Origin of the sequence: Enterovibrio paralichthyis (assembly GCF_019209835.1) — a bacterium.
In the GTDB taxonomy this organism is placed as follows: Bacteria; Pseudomonadota; Gammaproteobacteria; order Enterobacterales; family Vibrionaceae; genus Enterovibrio; species Enterovibrio paralichthyis.
On record NZ_JAHUTS010000022.1, the window covers coordinates 1 to 16,119 of the forward strand.

The 16,119-nt window shown below is 52.4% G+C and carries 10 protein-coding genes and 2 rRNA genes; 8 read left to right on the forward strand and 4 right to left on the reverse strand.

The window, feature by feature from the left end; genetic code table 11:
• The 3 genes from KU854_RS19345 to KU854_RS19355 all read left to right on the forward strand — a co-directional run.
• Positions 1–78: ribosomal RNA gene (locus KU854_RS19345) — 23S ribosomal RNA — on the forward strand; the annotation flags it as partial.
• A gap of 157 nt (positions 79–235) precedes the next feature.
• Positions 236–351, forward strand: a 5S ribosomal RNA gene (gene rrf, locus KU854_RS19350).
• A 475-nt stretch (positions 352–826) separates the two neighbouring features.
• Positions 827–1,189 carry a DUF2799 domain-containing protein gene (locus tag KU854_RS19355; RefSeq protein WP_218359995.1) on the forward strand — a complete coding sequence of 121 codons (363 nt, stop codon included), beginning with the start codon at positions 827–829 and terminating at the stop codon, positions 1,187–1,189.
• Positions 1,190–1,245: 56 nt separating this feature from the next.
• Here KU854_RS19355 and dapD read toward each other — a convergent pair whose 3' ends face one another.
• Positions 1,246–2,277, reverse strand: coding sequence for a 2,3,4,5-tetrahydropyridine-2,6-dicarboxylate N-succinyltransferase (dapD, locus tag KU854_RS19360; protein WP_218359996.1), 1,032 nt, complete (start codon positions 2,275–2,277; stop codon positions 1,246–1,248).
• A 221-nt stretch (positions 2,278–2,498) separates the two neighbouring features.
• A complete protein-coding gene (locus KU854_RS19365; protein WP_054780426.1) occupies positions 2,499–2,798 on the reverse strand; it encodes a YebG family protein in 300 nt (99 codons plus the stop codon).
• Between the two features lie 81 nt (positions 2,799–2,879).
• On the opposite strand from KU854_RS19365, the gene KU854_RS19370 reads away from it, so the two are divergent.
• The gene (locus KU854_RS19370) at positions 2,880–3,566 is read left to right on the forward strand and encodes a DNA-3-methyladenine glycosylase I (protein ID WP_218359997.1); all 687 of its coding nucleotides are present in this window, start codon (positions 2,880–2,882) and stop codon (positions 3,564–3,566) included.
• Here KU854_RS19370 and KU854_RS19375 read toward each other — a convergent pair.
• Positions 3,563–4,471 (reverse strand): LysR substrate-binding domain-containing protein, encoded by a 909-nt coding sequence (locus KU854_RS19375; protein ID WP_218359998.1) that lies wholly within the window; start codon positions 4,469–4,471, stop codon positions 3,563–3,565. The genes KU854_RS19370 and KU854_RS19375 overlap by 4 nt on opposite strands.
• A 165-nt stretch (positions 4,472–4,636) precedes the next feature.
• Here KU854_RS19375 and KU854_RS19380 point away from each other — a divergent pair, with 165 nt between their 5' ends.
• From KU854_RS19380 to recD, 4 genes are all read left to right on the forward strand, one after another.
• The gene (locus tag KU854_RS19380) at positions 4,637–5,593 is read left to right on the forward strand and encodes a TDT family transporter (RefSeq protein WP_472848987.1); all 957 of its coding nucleotides are present in this window, start codon (positions 4,637–4,639) and stop codon (positions 5,591–5,593) included.
• Between the two features lie 111 nt (positions 5,594–5,704).
• Entirely contained in the window at positions 5,705–9,100 is a 3,396-nt protein-coding gene (recC, locus tag KU854_RS19385; RefSeq protein ID WP_218359999.1) for an exodeoxyribonuclease V subunit gamma, read from the forward strand.
• Positions 9,101–9,216: 116 nt separating this feature from the next.
• Positions 9,217–12,771, forward strand: coding sequence for an exodeoxyribonuclease V subunit beta (gene recB, locus KU854_RS19390; protein ID WP_218360000.1), 3,555 nt, complete (start codon positions 9,217–9,219; stop codon positions 12,769–12,771).
• A 1-nt stretch (position 12,772) separates the two neighbouring features.
• Positions 12,773–14,770: an exodeoxyribonuclease V subunit alpha gene (gene recD / locus KU854_RS19395; RefSeq protein WP_218360001.1), complete on the forward strand. Its 1,998-nt coding sequence runs from the start codon at positions 12,773–12,775 to the stop codon at positions 14,768–14,770.
• On the opposite strand, the gene argA is transcribed toward recD, so the two are convergent.
• Positions 14,736–16,091: an amino-acid N-acetyltransferase gene (gene argA / locus KU854_RS19400; protein ID WP_218360002.1), complete on the reverse strand. Its 1,356-nt coding sequence runs from the start codon at positions 16,089–16,091 to the stop codon at positions 14,736–14,738. The two genes, recD and argA, sit on opposite strands and share 35 nt — an antisense overlap.
• Positions 16,092–16,119: the final 28 nt, after the last annotated feature.

Below are 16,119 nucleotides of genomic sequence, written 5' to 3' on the forward strand. Positions count from 1 at the left end.
CGACGTAGATAGGCAGGGTGTGTAAGCGCTGTGAGGCGTTGAGCTAACCTGTACTAATTGCCCGTGAGGCTTAACCATACAACACCCAAGGGGTTTTGACGGACTCGAAAAGAACATTGAATGTGTAAAAGAGAACAGCGGTTGCGAGGCCCTAGGTACTAGGAAGAGCAACGGCATCAGCTTTCCAAGATTTTAATTGGTGTTCCCAGGACCGAGAACCCCAATACAGAATTTGCTTGGCGACCATAGCGCTTTGGACCCACCTGATTCCATGCCGAACTCAGAAGTGAAACAGAGCAGCGCCGATGGTAGTGTGGGGTCTCCCCATGTGAGAGTAGGACATCGCCAGGCTTCAAATACAGTCAAAAAGGCCATCCGTAAGGATGGCCTTTTTGCGTTTGCAGTAAATTGAAACATAATGGGATGGACGAACCATCGGGATGGCCTTATCGTCAGTATCTGAGGGGGTGTCCTTCTTCGCGGTCGCCCGCCGCGTTTGCGGGTTCGTCCAGTTCGCAGCACAGCTGCTCTCGTTCCAAAAGCACCCGGCGCATGCGCCTCAATACGTGCTTTATCCACCCCCATGTGAGAGTAGAACATCGCCAGGCTCCCAATTTTCTTTCACTTTTTAAAAAAGTGAAGACAAAAAAAGCAGAAAAAGCCCTGACCAACCGGTCCGGGCTTTTTCGCGTCTGGAGTTTGTAAAAAGCCAGATTGATCCTGTTTAAACTGGCCTTCAATTTCATTGAATAAGATTTCAATCTTTGTACGGTCTCTATTAAGTATCGTTACTTATACTGCTATCAACATGGCAAAGGAGGTCGATATGAACAAAGTAGTAATTAGCGTATTGTTTGCCACAGCTCTTGCTGGGTGTAGTAATCAGGCCGTAACTCAACTGTCGGAAAAAGATAATTGGGCTGGGCTGGCAAGTTATGATGTGGAAGCCGGAAATAGACCGCGCTCTGCAGAGGAACTGGATAAGTTGGGAGCGAGCAGTGCAGAAGCGCAGCAGGATTACCTGACTGCCTACCAATCTCATATGAAAGAGTACTGCAACCCGAACAATGCTTACAAAGCGGGTATTCTCGGTAAACCTTATAATGCAGTGTGCATTGATGACTCCCCAAGAGGCTGGGAGTATAAACAGAACTGGGAAACTGGGTTAGAGGCGGGTAACTTTAACTGAGTACAAAAAAGACCAGCAATTAGCTGGTCTTCTTCTATTCAAAGCTTGTAGACAGCTTAGTTGTTCGCGTGTAGCTCAGCGTTAAGCTCTACCGCAGATTTGTTGGTCAGGCATTCAATTTTGCCGGTAACTGAATTGCGACGGAAAAGCAAGTCTGCTTTACCAGCAAGATCACGTGCTTTCACAGTTTCAACTTCCTGGCCGTTTGCATCCAGCATGGTAACCTTGGTACCAGCAGTTACGTAAAGGCCTGATTCAATGGTACAACGATCGCCCAGAGGGAAACCCAGACCGGCGTTTGCACCCAGAAGGCTGTTTTCGCCGATAGAAATAACCAGCTGACCACCACCACTCAGTGTGCCCATGATAGAAGCGCCACCACCGATGTCGCTGCCGTTACCTACCATAACGCCTGCTGAAATACGGCCTTCAACCATGCTTACACCTTCAGTGCCCGCATTGAAATTGATAAAGCCTTCGTGCATAACCGTAGTACCTTCGCCCACGTGCGCGCCCAAGCGAACACGCGCCGTATCTGCGATACGAACGCCAGTTGGAACCACGTAATCAACCATCTTAGGAAACTTGTCTACGCAATCTACTGTCAGGGTTTCACCTTTCAAGCGAGCTTCCATTTGACGCTCAGCCAGCTCTGGCAGGTCGATTGGGCCCTGGTTGGTCCATGCAATGTTGTGCAGCAGGCCGAAAATACCATCCAAAACAATAGTGTGTGGTTTTGCCAGACGATGAGAGATCAGTTGGAGCTTCAAAAAGCCCTCTGCAACACTGGCCGGTTTTTCATCTGTTGCCAGAATGACCAAGACCAAAGGTTGGTTTGATTCAGCCGCTTTAGTAGCAAATGCCGCCGTCGCTTGTTCATCAGCTGCAGAGAATGCAGAAGCGATTGCTGCGCATTGTGATGGTTCAACGTCGAACACTTCGTTGCTGTCTTTGTAGCTAACTACATCAGCCAGCGCAGAAACCAGTGCTTCTGATGGGTTTAAAACTGGGGTTGGGAAAAATGCTTCGATGATTTTTCCGTCTTTGTTTTTGGTCGCGGTGCCAAACGCAAGAGCAAAACTTGCCATGATGAAGGAGTCTCCTTGTCTCTTTACTTGACGCGCTGCAGCGCCAACGTTATTCAATTTTTATTTACTGGGGACATCTTAAAGTGAACCCTGCGAAGATTGAAGGGAGAGAGGGGAGATTACTGCAGATAAATGGCGAATAAGAATGATTCGCGGAATCTAGGCCTAAAAACAGGACGAAGATGAAATAAAAAACGCTCCCAGGGGAGCGTTTTTCAATATTACGCGGCTTCTGCGTCGTCTTCTTTTGATGCTGCTTCTGCTTTTTTCTTGCTGGCTTTTGGTGCAGGCTTACGCTTTGCACCCAGTGCATACAGCACTTCTTCGCGATTTTGCGCCAGAAAGAGAGACAATTCCTCTCGTTGCTCTTCACCGCTGACAACATCACTTTTGCCCAGCAGTTCAAACAGTTCATCTGCCATGTCGAGCATTTTATCGTATGCGTCAGCGTCCGCTTTAGAGGTAAAAGTCATCTTCTCTTCTCCGTTGCGTTCAACCACATATTTGACGATAACGGCCATGGTTAACCTCTCTTAATTTGTTTACTGTCTGTTTATACAGTAAAGTAAAAACACCTGTCTAGTTTAACCGTGATTACTGTGATGGCATTGGAAAAATTTTCAGATATTTATCACCGGGCGGCGACGCGCAAAGGAAGCAATAGTGCATTGGAACAACGCTTGTCATTTCCACTTGGTCAGCAGGAATTAATCGGGATCCCGGATGACCGTTGGCTGGCAATGTTCAGCCAGAAGATTTTCCAGTCGGGTATGAACTGGCAGGTGGTTAGAAATAAATGGTCAGGATTTGAAGAGGTGTTTTGGGGCTTTGACATAGAGAAAATGTGCCTGGTGCCTCCGGAAATGTGGGAAGAAAAAGCAACCAACCCAGCAATCATCCGACACCTCGGCAAGGTGATGACCATTCCTCACAACGCTCAAATGATTCAACGCGCCGCTAAACAACACGGCAGCTTTTCCCGGTTTATAGCTGATTGGCCAGAGTCAGACATTATTGGATTGTGGGCTTACCTTAAAAAGCATGGCAACCGGTTAGGTGGAAATACGGGGCCATATTCTCTTCGTATGATGGGAAAAGATACCTTTATTTTGTCTGGCGACGTGGAGGGTTACTTGCGGGCTTACCAAATCATTGATGGTGGTCGTGATACTCGAAAATCCCTTCAGGCTGCGCAAGAAGCCTTTAACCACTGGCAGGAGGAAAGTGGACGGCCGTTATGCCAGATAAGTCAGATCATCGCCTACAGTGTGGGTGACAATCGGGTTTAGTCGCGTAGTTGCCACTGGGATGCAAAGCTGTCGAAGCGCGTCATCAGTGGGGACTGGTGCTTGTCCTTATGGCGCACCGTCCAGTATTGGCGTCGCAAATCCAGTGGTACTTCGAGAAGTTTCAATCTGTTATTGGCAACGGCATGACGTGCTGCCAGTCTCGACAGATAGGCTAACCCAAGTCCAGCGGAGGCACAGTTAATGATCGCCTCAGTAGTGCGAAGCTCGAAAGCGATATTCCAATGCTCCAGCCGCGGTGCAAGCCGCGAAAGGAAATGCTCTCGGGTTCCTGAGCCAGATTCGCGTAAAATCCAGTTATGGTTTTCTAAATCAAACAGAGTCAGGCTGTCTGATTGCGTCAGAGGATGATCGATCGCGCAGGCAATACACATTTCATCACTTAGCCAGGGTTGCATCGCAAGATCAGAGTGTCCCAACTGGTGGCGGATTTCCCCTAACCCCTCAATGAAACCTATATCAAGCTCAAACGCGAGGATAGCATCGATAATAGCCTGACTGTTGGAGACAATGAGCGTCTGCTGGGTGTGACCGGTGTCAGCGCGAAAATCCCGCAGTAAAAAGGGCACCAGTTGGTTGCCAATTGTATCGCTGGCACCGATGTTCAACTGACCGATCAGTTCGTTGGTCGTATCCAACACCGTCATGATCTCATCGCTTCGCATCAAGAGTTCGTCGGCCAGTGGCAAGAGACGGCTGCCATGCTCGTTGATCACCAACCTGTTATTCACCCGCTCGAACAGCTTGTGACCAAGCTGGTTCTCCAATTCTGTTAACGCCATGCTGACTGCCGGTTTAGACAGGTATAGCAACGTAGAGGCCGCAGTGATGGTCTTTTCCTGTGCGACGGCGACGAAAACCTGAAGTTGACGAAGTGAAACGGACATATTGCGTTCCTATGTTTGCGACGTGAATTTCTGGTGTGGCTGAAATGTAAGGAAGTTTTTTGTTAAGTATAACTTAACGGTGGTTTAAAAAGATTCAGATATACTAAAATCTAATGCCGTTCTATCATAAATTATGTGTTTTACTTCTAAAGATGTGACAGAGCGATGCGTAGACGACTGAATTTACTTCCCACCCCGATGGCCGGCTTGGCGCTGGCAATCGCAAGCCTTGGATGGAGCTGGGAAAACGCGGGCAACTTTGGTGGCAGCGCGCAAACACTGGGTGCTGTGATCGGTGGTGTAATGCTGCTTCTGATTGCGCTGAAGTTTATGCTCAGTCCTCAAGGGCTTTGGAACGATCTGAAACATCCAGTTGTGGGTAGTGTGGTACCGACCTTTGCAATGGGCGTAATGATTGTCTCTAACAGCGTCTACAAGGTTTCGCCGACTATGGGTAATGCACTTTGGTTGGCGGCGGTGATAGCGCATGTCGCGTTCCTGATTTCTTTCAGCTACCACCGTGCAAAAGATTTCGATATTACCCATATGGTGCCGAGCTGGTTCGTACCCCCAGTAGGGTTGATTGTTGCTGACGTGGCATTCCCTGGTACGCCTGCTTTGCGCCCGGTGGCAGAAGCCGTGCTCTATTTTGGTATGATTGCCTACGCGATTTTGCTGCCAATGATGCTGTATCGCCTGATTTTCTGTAGCGAAGTGCCAGATGCAGCTAAACCAACGATCGCTATTCTGGCGGCGCCAGCCAGTCTGTCGCTGGCAGGTTACCTGACCGTAACTCAATCGCCATCGCCTGTGATCGTTGCCTTGCTGTTTGGTATCGCAGTGCTGATGACATTTATTATCTATGTCTCGTTCGTTCGTCTGATGCGTTTGCCGTTTTCTCCTGGCTTTGCAGCATTTACGTTCCCGATGGTCATCGGTGCAACTGCGCTGTATAAGACAGCACACTGGATGGCATCAGTTGGTGTTGCTTCCCAGTATGTTGAGCAGATTTCAGTGTTGGCATACGTGGAACTGATTGTGGCAACCCTGGTGGTAGGTTTTGTGGCAATGCATTACCGCCGCTTCATTTCCCTGCAGTTCAAACAACCTGCAACAGCCTGATGGATAAAGCGCCTGCCTTGTGCAGGCGCTGTCATTTCTAACCGCCTGAAATTGCACTCTGGAGACCATTCCGCCACAATCGCTTTATCGTCGACATCAAGAGTCTCTCCCGTGTTCACCGTCTATCACTCCAATCAACTCGATCTGCTGAAAAGCCTGCTTGTCGCCATTATCCAACAGCAGCCTTTGGCTAATCCGTTTCAAAAAGAAATCATCCTGGTACAGAGCCCAGGCATGGCGCAGTGGCTGAAGCTGGAAATGGCAAAAGAGCAGGGCATTGTTGCCAATGTTGAATTTCCGCTTCCCGCGACGTTTATCTGGCAAATGTTCACCCATATTCTGGACGATGTGCCGCAGCGCAGCTTCTTCAATAAAGAAGCCATGACATGGAAGTTGATGGAAGTGTTGCCGGAAAAGCTCAGCGAGCCGGCGTTTGATACCCTGCGCCGTTACCTTGAAAACGACACCGACAATCAAAAGCTGTATCAGTTGGCCGGTAAAATAGCGGATATTTACGACCAGTATTTGGTTTACCGCCCTGAGTGGATTAAAGCCTGGGAAGGGCAACAGCCTGTGCCCGAGTTAGGCGATGAAAGCGGCTGGCAGCCAGCCCTTTGGCAGGCATTGTATGATTACACCCTGTCGTTAGGTCAGTCACCGTTTCACAGGGCGAACCTTTACGAAGAGTTTATTGATGCCCTGAGCGCGCAGAGTGCCAAGCCGGAAGGGCTGGCCCATATTGAACGCGTGTTTGTTTTCGGTATATCTGCGTTGCCCCCGCGCTACATGGATGCCCTGAAGGCGCTTGGTGAACACATTGATGTCCATTACCTGTTTACCAACCCTTGCCGTTATTACTGGGGAGATATCCGCGACAAACGCTATCTGGCCAAACGTGCCGCCAGCATGGAGTCCCGTGTTACGCGGGTGGCAAGTGCTGATGAACCCGCGCAATTTGCCTTGCCGTTAATGGAAGAGGACGACAGCGCAGAAGTGGGTAACAGTTTGCTGGCGTCGATGGGCAAGCTGGGACGGGACAACCTTCTGCTGATTTCAGAGCTTCAATGCAACGAAGTCGATCAGGGTTTTGTTGATATACCGCGCGATTCGCTGCTGCATCATATTCAGGCCGATATCCTGGATTTAGTCGAACCGGGCAACTTGCAGGAAACACAGACCAGCGAAAGCAAACTGGCAGTTGAGCACGACGACCGTTCGCTCACCGTCGAAGTTTGCCATAGCCCGATGCGTGAAGTGGAGGTGTTGCACGACAGATTGCTGGAGATGCTCGAAGCTGACCCAAACCTCACACCGCGCGACATCATTGTGATGGTGGCAGACATCAATGCCTACAGCCCGGCTATCCAGGCGGTGTTTGGCAATGCGCCGGGTGAACGCTATATCCCGTTCTCGATTTCTGACCGTACCGCCGATCAGGAAAGCCCGGTACTGACCACATTTTTGCGCCTGCTGAGTCTGCCTGATAGCCGTTGCAGCGCAGCGGAGCTGTTGGAAATACTGGAAGTACCGGCAGTACTTCGAAAGTTTGGCCTTGATACCCGCCAGTTTGCAAAAGTGAAGTTCTGGGTAGAGGAAGCGGGCATCCGCTGGGGGCTGGATGACAGTACAGCAGCCCATTTCTCGCTGCCAGAGCAGCACCAGAATACCTGGTTGTTTGGTCTTAACCGTATGTTGCTGGGCTATGCCATGCCAAGTGAGGCAGGCTTGTACAACGATGTTTTGGCCTACGACGAGGTGCAGGGGCTGGAAGCCGATTTAGCCGGAAAACTCGGGGAATTCTTCCGGGTATTGATTGATGCGCAGGCGTCACTCAACCTTGCTCAAAATGGCGAGCAATGGGTACAAACCCTGACCACATTGTTTACAGAGTTGTTTGACCTGGATACCGGGGAAGAGCTTGCCGGTCAACTTATCCGTAGCCAACTGGATAACTGGCTGACCCAACTGGACGATGCCGGATTCAGCCTGCCCCTGCCGCTGACCATAGTGCGTGATTACCTCAGTGAAAAAATGGGTGGCGAGCGCGTAAGCCAGCGTTTCCTTGCCGGGCAGGTTAACTTCTGTACCTTGATGCCAATGCGTTCGATCCCGTTCCAGGTAGTCTGCCTTCTGGGCATGAACGATGGCGACTATCCGCGTACCATTGCCCCCGTCGGGTTTGATTTAATGGCTGGTCGCGGCCGCGCTGGGGATCGATCCCGCAGGGATGATGACCGTTACCTGTTCCTCGAAGCCCTGCAATCTGCGCAGCAACGCCTTTACATCAGTTACGTAGGGCGGTCGGTGCAGGATAACTCCGTGAAAGTGCCGTCAGTGCTGGTCACTGAGCTGCTCGACTATTGCCGTCAGGGCTATTGTCTTGCGGGGGATGAACGGCTGCCGGAGCACGAATCCGGCGAAAAGCTCCTTTCGCATCTCATCCATCACCATCCGTTGGTGCCATTCAGTAAATTGGCATTTACTGAAGGTCGCCAAAGCTACGCCGCCGAATGGTTGCCTGCTGCGCGTGGAGAAGGTGAGCTGGCTCTGCCGTTTTTCGGGGACGATGCCCTCTTGACGGAGGCAGATACCCAAAGCAACGTGCTGGAGCTGGCAGAGTTTCAGCGCTTCTGGCGGATGCCGGTGCAGTATTTCTTTAACCGCCGTCTCAAGGTGGTGTTTGAAGCCAGCGACGGTGCCATGGAAGATGCAGAGCCATTTGCATTGGACAATCTCAACCGCTATCAACTGCGCGATGCCTTGCTTACCCATGTGATTAATCAGGGTGACGATGAAGCGTCGCTGTCCGCATTTTTCCAACGCCAGAAAGCCAGTGGCAGTTTGCCACTGAGCCATTTTGGTGAGCTGGCGCTGGAAGCCGAGCAAAGTGCCATCCTCGCCCAGTACACGAAACTCAAACCTTGTCTCGAAGCCAAGCGGGTACCTCAGGAAATCAACCTGCGGATCTCAACCCAGTACGGCGAAGTTTCGCTGCAGGGGTGGCTGGATGATCGCTACCGTGATGGCCGCCTGCTGTACCGAAGCGGTAAGGTGCGCGCCAAAGACAGGCTGGCAGCCTGGATTGATCACCTCTGTCAATGTGCAGCGGGTGAGGTTATCCCGACACGCTTTATCGGTATTGATGAAGAGGTCGTGTGGTTGCCGGTTGCGGCAGATGAAGCCATCTCTCGTCTTTCGGATTACCTGAACCTGTACTTTGAAGGCATGGACAAACCTTTGGCCTACCTGCCGGATACAGCGATGGCTGGGATTGCTGCCTGTTTGGATAAGAAAGGCAACTGGATGGATGACACCGGCACGCTAGAAAAGGCATTCAGTAAAATGTATGTCGCCTTTAACGGTGGCTATATGACCAACGGGGAAGGCGAGAATGCCTACGTTGCCCGTGTATGGCCTCAGGCTGATGACCGTTTAATGGAGAATGTGTTGGCGCTTGGGCAGGCAGTGCTGTTACCGGCCTTGTTGGCTGAGGAGTCACCGGAATGAACAGGTGCCTGAAACGGGACAACACCACTACCACATCTGTCGGAGAGATGATTTTTCATCGCCAACCCTTCACGCAGATAACAATAAAAATTACCTGTACAGCGAGCGAATAACCTATGCCAACCCAACGCCTCGAAACGATGACTTTTCCGCTGCACGGGCAGCGATTGATTGAAGCGTCTGCCGGTACGGGTAAGACCTTCACTATCGCCGGTCTTTATCTTCGCCTGTTGCTTGGTCACGGTTCGGAAGAAAGCGCCCATGCGACACCGCTAAGCGTGGATAAAATTCTGGTGGTGACTTTTACTGAAGCGGCCACGCAGGAGTTGCGCGACCGTATCCGCGCCCGCATTCATGATGCGCGCCTGGCCTTCAGCCGCGGCGAAAGTGCTGATCCGGTGATAGCCCCTTTGCTTGCAGCAATAAGCGATCATCGTCAGGCCGAGCTTCGCCTTTTGCAGGCTGAACGCCAAATGGATGAAGCGGCTATCTATACCATCCATGGCTTCTGCCAGCGTATGTTGACCCAGAATGCGTTTGAATCCGGCAGCCTGTTTACCAACGAATTTATTACTGACGAAAGCCCGCTGCGTGAACGTGCAGTGGCCGATTTCTGGCGTCGCCAGTTTTACCCCTTGCCAAAAACGCTAGCGGGGGTGGTGCGTGGCTACTGGCCTGCGCCGCAAAGCCTGTTGGCAGACATAGGCACATATCTTTCTGGGCCGCTGGTGGATATTCAGGCACCGGTTATGCCGGATTCACTGGAAGACGCCCATCAGCATCACCTTGAGCGCATTGATGAGGTGAAAGCGAAATGGCTGGCCGCGGCGGCGGATTTGGAAGCGATCATCAAAAGTTCCGGTGTCGACAAGCGAAGCTACAGCGCCCGCTCTTTGCCAAACTGGCTGGAAGAGATCGCTATATGGGCGGTGCAGCCAACCCAAAGCTACAAGCTGCCGGATAATCTCTACCGGTTCTCTGCTTCGACGTTAAGTGAGAAAACCAAAAAAGGCGAAGTGCCGACCCATTCGGTGTTTGAGGCTATCGATGATCTGATCGCCAATCCGCCGTCACTGAAAGAGGCATTAACCGCCCATGCTATCCGTCAGGTGCGGGAACTGCTTGCGCAGGAGAAACGCCGCTTTGGCTGGTTGTCGTTTGACGACCTGCTATCACAATTGGCACATGCACTGCGCCAAGACAGTGAAGGCCTGTTGGCTGGCCGGAGCCGGGAGCTTTACCCGGTCGCCATGATTGACGAATTTCAGGATACTGACCCGCAGCAATACCAGATTTTCAGCGATATCTACCACGACGCGCCGGAATGTGGCCTGTTTATGATCGGCGATCCCAAGCAGGCAATATACGCCTTCCGTGGCGCAGATATCTTCACCTACATCCATGCACGCCGCCAGGTGACTGACCACTACAATCTAGGTACCAACTGGCGTTCAACCGCCGAGATGGTGACAGCGGTAAACCGGGTGTTCAGCCATGCTGAAGCGCCGTTTATTTACGAGGACGACATCCCGTTCGATGCGGTCGACCACGCGCCTGGCGCCGAGCTGCGTCACTGGAAGCGAAACGGTATCACCCAGCCGGCCATGACATTCTGGCTGGATGATGCCGAAGAGCCTGTGTCCCGCACAGACTATGAAGTGCAAATGGCGGCGGCAACGGCAACCACCATCCGCCAGATCCTGACTGAGTCTGCCGACGGCCAGACAGTATTTTGCAAAGGCGAAAAATGTAAACCGGTGCAGGCGGGGGATATTGCGGTTCTGGTGCGTACCGGTAGCGAAGCTGCCAGGGTAAAACAAGCGCTGGCGCGGCAGGGTATTGCGTCGGTTTATTTGTCTAACCGCGACAGCGTGTTTGCAAGCCATTTGGCGCAGGATGTGCAGCGGCTGTTGGCGGCGGTGTTGATGCCGGAAAATGAGCGGGCACTTCGCGCTGCGTTGGCAAGTGGCTTGTTTGCGCTGACGGCGAAAGATATCGATGAACTTAACCATGATGAAAAGGCGTGGGAGCGGGCCGTGGTGGAGTTTGCCACTTATCAGTCCGTCTGGTTCAGCCGTGGCGTGATGCCGATGCTGCGCCAGATGATGCAGCGCCGCAAAATTGCGGAACGCTTGCTGTGTGAAGAAAACGGCGAGCGTATCCTGACCGATTTGATGCACCTTGCTGAATTGCTACAACAGGCAAGCCAGACGCTGGACAGCCATCATGCCCTGATCCGCTGGCTGGCCGATCATATCGACAACCCGAATGGTAACAGCGAAGAGCAGCAGGTGCGTCTCGAGTCGGAGCGCGATCTGGTACAAATCGTCACCATCCACAAATCCAAAGGGCTAGAGTACGATCTGGTCTTTCTGCCGTTTGCCTGTAACTACCGCCCGTCAAGCCGGCCTTTCTACCATGACGAAGCGCACCGTCCGATATTGTCACTGATCAACACAGAGCATGCGATTGAACAGGCGGATCAAGAGCGTCTGGCAGAAGATCTGCGCCTGATTTACGTGGCACTGACCCGTGCAGTCTACGGCTGTTATATCGGTTTGGCGCCGCTGAAAGAGGGACGCAAATCCGGTGGTGATACTGGCCTGCACCACTCAGCACTGGGTTACCTTATCCAACAAGGAGAAGCGGCAGATACCGCAGGGCTGCGCTCGGCTGTCGAGAAATTGATTGAACCATCATCAAGGGCAATGCAAATGCTGCCGCCGCCAGCGCTTGAAAGCGGAAAGCTGGACATCGCAACGGAAGAATCAACGTCCTTGAGTGCACGACAGTTCCAGGGGCAGATCCGTCGTGACTGGCGCTTGACCAGCTATTCCGGTTTGGTCAAACAAGGACACAGTGGCAGTGCACTGCCAGATCTGCCGGCATTTGATATTGATGCCGCCAGCGAACAGAGTCCTGAAGTAGAGGAGAGCGCTGAAGACGTCCTGTCTATCTTCCGTTTTCCGAAAGGTGCCAGACCGGGTACTTTTCTCCACACCTTGTTTGAAAACGTTGAGTTTGACCAGTCAATGTTCTCAGAAGAGGTAGCGGCGATGATCCGTCATCAGTTGCTGCTGGAAAACTACGATGAAGCTTGGGTGCCTGTTCTTCAGACCCTGTTGTCCGATGTGGTATCCCAGCCCCTGAATGATGAAGGCATGATGCTGGCACACATTGATGCAGCTGCAAGGCTTACCGAGATGGAGTTTGTCATGCCGGTCTCACGTCTCAATGCAACCAGGGTCAATAGCCTTATCCGCGAGCATGACGCATTGTCCGCCAAAGCGGGAGAGCTGAATTTTGAAACCGCAAGCGGCATGCTGAAAGGCTTTCTCGACCTTGTGTTCTGCTGGCAGGGCAAATATTACGTGCTCGACTGGAAGTCCAATTATCTTGGTGATTCGCCTTCCGATTACACAGAAGCGGCTCTGGCAGAGGCGATGGTCGATCACCGCTACGATTTCCAGTACCAGATCTATTCACTGGCTCTGCACCGTTTTCTGAAACAGCGCCTGCCGGATTATGACCCTGAGCGTCATTTCGGCGGCGTCTATTACCTGTTTGTCCGTGGCATTGAGGCCGGTACTCGTCACGGCATTTTCTACACCCGTCCATCCATTGAATTGCTGGATGGACTCGACGCCATGTTTACCGACGGAGAGCGCTGATATGGCGATGAGTGAATGGTTACAAACCCTGTATAAACGCAATGCCATCCGTGCAATTGACCGTCAGTTTGCCCGCTTTATCGCCGAGCAGGTTGGCGATGGGAATTCACCGATTGTGGGTTGGGCGGCATTGGTCAGCTTTGAACTGGGTAAAGGTAATGTCTGTGTGGATCTCAATGCGCTGGATGCTTCCCGCCTATTCGATTTATCACCGGCAGAATCTATAAAATTGGCTGCCATCATGCAGCCTGAAAACGCTTTATCGCTGGTGGCGGGCAGTGAAGTTGTCGGGGATGGCAGTTCACCCACGCCTATGGTGCTGGCGGGAACCCGGCTCTATCTTCACCGTTACTGGGCGGCAGAACAGCGTGTCGCGCAGGAGATTGTTTCACGCACCAATGAAATTCCAATGGCTTCTGGCGCCAGCGAAATTCTGGATGCGCTTTTCCAGCCAGATATCACTTTGCTGCGAAAGCTCTTCCCAGGCTGGGATGAGAGCGAGAAAGCCGGCAAGCTGGTGGACTTTTTCGATATCACTGACAGTGAGAAAGTGGACCTGCTTTCCCTGCAATCGGCTCTGGAAAACGGTGCCAGCGATGCAGAGATCTTATCGCTTGTGCATGACAATGCCCGGCTGAATTGGCAGAAAGTGGCCGCAGCTGTCGCCCTCAGCTACCGCTTTGCGGTGGTTTCCGGTGGGCCGGGAACCGGTAAAACCACGACGGTTGCAAAACTGCTGGCGGCACTGGTGCAAAGCAGTGATAAACCAAACGGGCCTGATATCAAACTGGTGGCACCCACGGGTAAGGCTGCCAACCGCCTGACAGAGTCTATCGGCAATGCGGTAGCGGCTTTGCCGGTCAGTGATGAAGTTCGGGGTAAAATCCCGGTTCAGGCGTCGACCATCCACCGCCTGTTGGGGGCAATTCCAAGCCGGGTTGAGTTCCGTCACCACGAAGGCAACCGGCTTCACCTTGATATTTTGGTGGTGGATGAAGCCTCTATGGTGGATCTGCCTTTAATGGCCCGTTTGTTATCGGCACTCCCTGATCATGCGCGTGTCATTCTGCTCGGGGATCGCGATCAATTAGCGTCTGTTGAAGCAGGTGCTGTGTTGGGGGATATCTGTCTCGGCGCTGATGGACGTTACAGCCCACCGCGCACGGCAACACTGTCATCATTAACCGGCTTTTCGCTGGCGGCAGATGACTCGGTATCACGGGTGTCTGATGGCGTCTGTCTGCTGAAAAAGAGTTACCGTTTCCATGCCCAGTCTGGCATCGGCCAGCTCGCCAAAGCGATAAATGAAGGTAATGCAGCCGGGCTGGACTGGGTGTTGCAGCGTGGCTTTAAGGATATCGCGCTGCATGATCTGGATACGGATGTGTACTCTGAAGCCATTGCGCTTGCCGTGTCGGGTTACCGGGACTACCTCACCGCGCTGAAAGCCGGCGCCGATAACCGCTCTGTGCTGGGCAAGTTTGGGGATGTCCGGTTACTGTGCGCGTTGGCGGAAGGCCCGTTCGGGGTAAAAGGGCTCAACATTGCGATTGAAAAAGCACTGGCGGCCGAAAAGCTGATCGCGCCGGGTGAAGAGCTGTTTTATGTCGGGCGGCCGGTGATGGTGACGCAAAACGATCATGGTCTTGGCTTGTACAACGGTGATATTGGGATTGTAGTGGCGCAGGAAGAGGGATTGAGGGTGGTGTTTGATATGGCTGACGGTTCGTCAAAAACCTTCCTGCCTAGTCGTCTCCCGGCGCACCAGACGGCGTTTGCCATGACGGTGCACAAATCCCAGGGTTCGGAGTTTGGTCACACCATTCTGGTATTGCCGCCAACCCCAACACCTGTCATGACGCGCGAGTTGGTTTATACCGGGATCACCCGTGCCAAGAACAGGCTGGATGTGTTTGCAACCCGCGCCAGTCTGGCGCGGGCGGTGAAACGTAAAACCCAGCGCTTTAGCGGCTTGGCCGACGCATTGCGTGGCCGTTGAGGCTCAGCGTCAACACTTTGGATCGGCGTTGCAGGTTGTAGAGTTGCTGCTTTGCATCCGGCAGCGCCGAGACATCGGTTTCCAAAAAACCGTGCTCACGGAACCAGTGAATACTGCGGGTTGTCAGCACGAAGATGCTTTTCAGCCCAATTTGAAGCGCTTGCTGCTTGATATGCTGCAACAGATGAGTGCCGCGGTCACTGTCCCTGTATTCGGGATGGACTGCCACACAGGCCATTTCTGCGCTGCTTGATTCCGGATAGGGGTATAGCGCTGCACACCCGATGATCCGTTCATCACGGTCAATCACGGTAAAAAGGGCAATCTCCTGTTCCAGCTGTTCACGGGAACGCCGCACTAGAATACCTTGCTCTTCGAGCGGCTGGATAAGGTCGAGAATACCACCGATATCATCAATGGTTGCCTGACGGACACGTTCGGCACTTTCAGTAACTATCTGGGTGCCGATACCTTCCACAGAGAAAAGCTCCTGAATCAGCGAACCATCCACTTTGTAACTCAACAAATGGCAGCGCGGCACACCACTTCTACAGGCGGCAACAGCGCCACGTAAAAAGCGCACAGTGCCGGAGTTAATGTCACCGGCTTGTTCCCGCTGGCGTAAAATTTCTTCTGCCTGATGAGGGAAAAGCTCCGAAACCACATTTCCTTCCTGGCCAATCACACCTTGCAGAGAACAAAAGCCGATCAGCTTGTCTGCGTTGAGGCGAATTGCCAATTGGGTAGCAAGCTCTTCCGACGTCAGATTGAAACACTCCCCGGTGACAGAGCTGGCAACAGGCCCCAGCAGGACAATTGAGTGCTGGTTGAGTTGCTGCTTAATCCCGTTGATATCAATGCGCCGGATGCGTCCACTGTGGCAATAATCGATACCATCATCGATACCGAGAGGCTGGGCGATCACAAAGTTGCCACTCACAACGTTGATTTGGGCACCCGCCATAGGGGTGTTGTTCAGGCTCATGGAAAGGCGGGCTGTAATATCGAGTTGGAGTTGCCCGGCTGCTTGCTTGACCACTTCAAGAGCTGAGGCGTCAGTGACTCTCACCCCTTTATGGTAAGGCGTCTCCAGCCCCTGTTTTTCTATCAGTTGGCTAATTTGCGGACGAGCACCGTACACCAAGACCAGCCTCATCCCAAGGTTATTGAGCAGGGCAATATCATTCACGATATTGCCAAAGTTAGGATCGGCAATCGCTTCGCCACCCAGCATGATGACGACAGTTTTATTCTGGTGCGCATTCACATAAGGCGCAGATTGTCTAAATCCATTTACGAGTGCTGTACTGCGAAGTTTCAACACCTTACTCCATTTTTTTGATTTTATA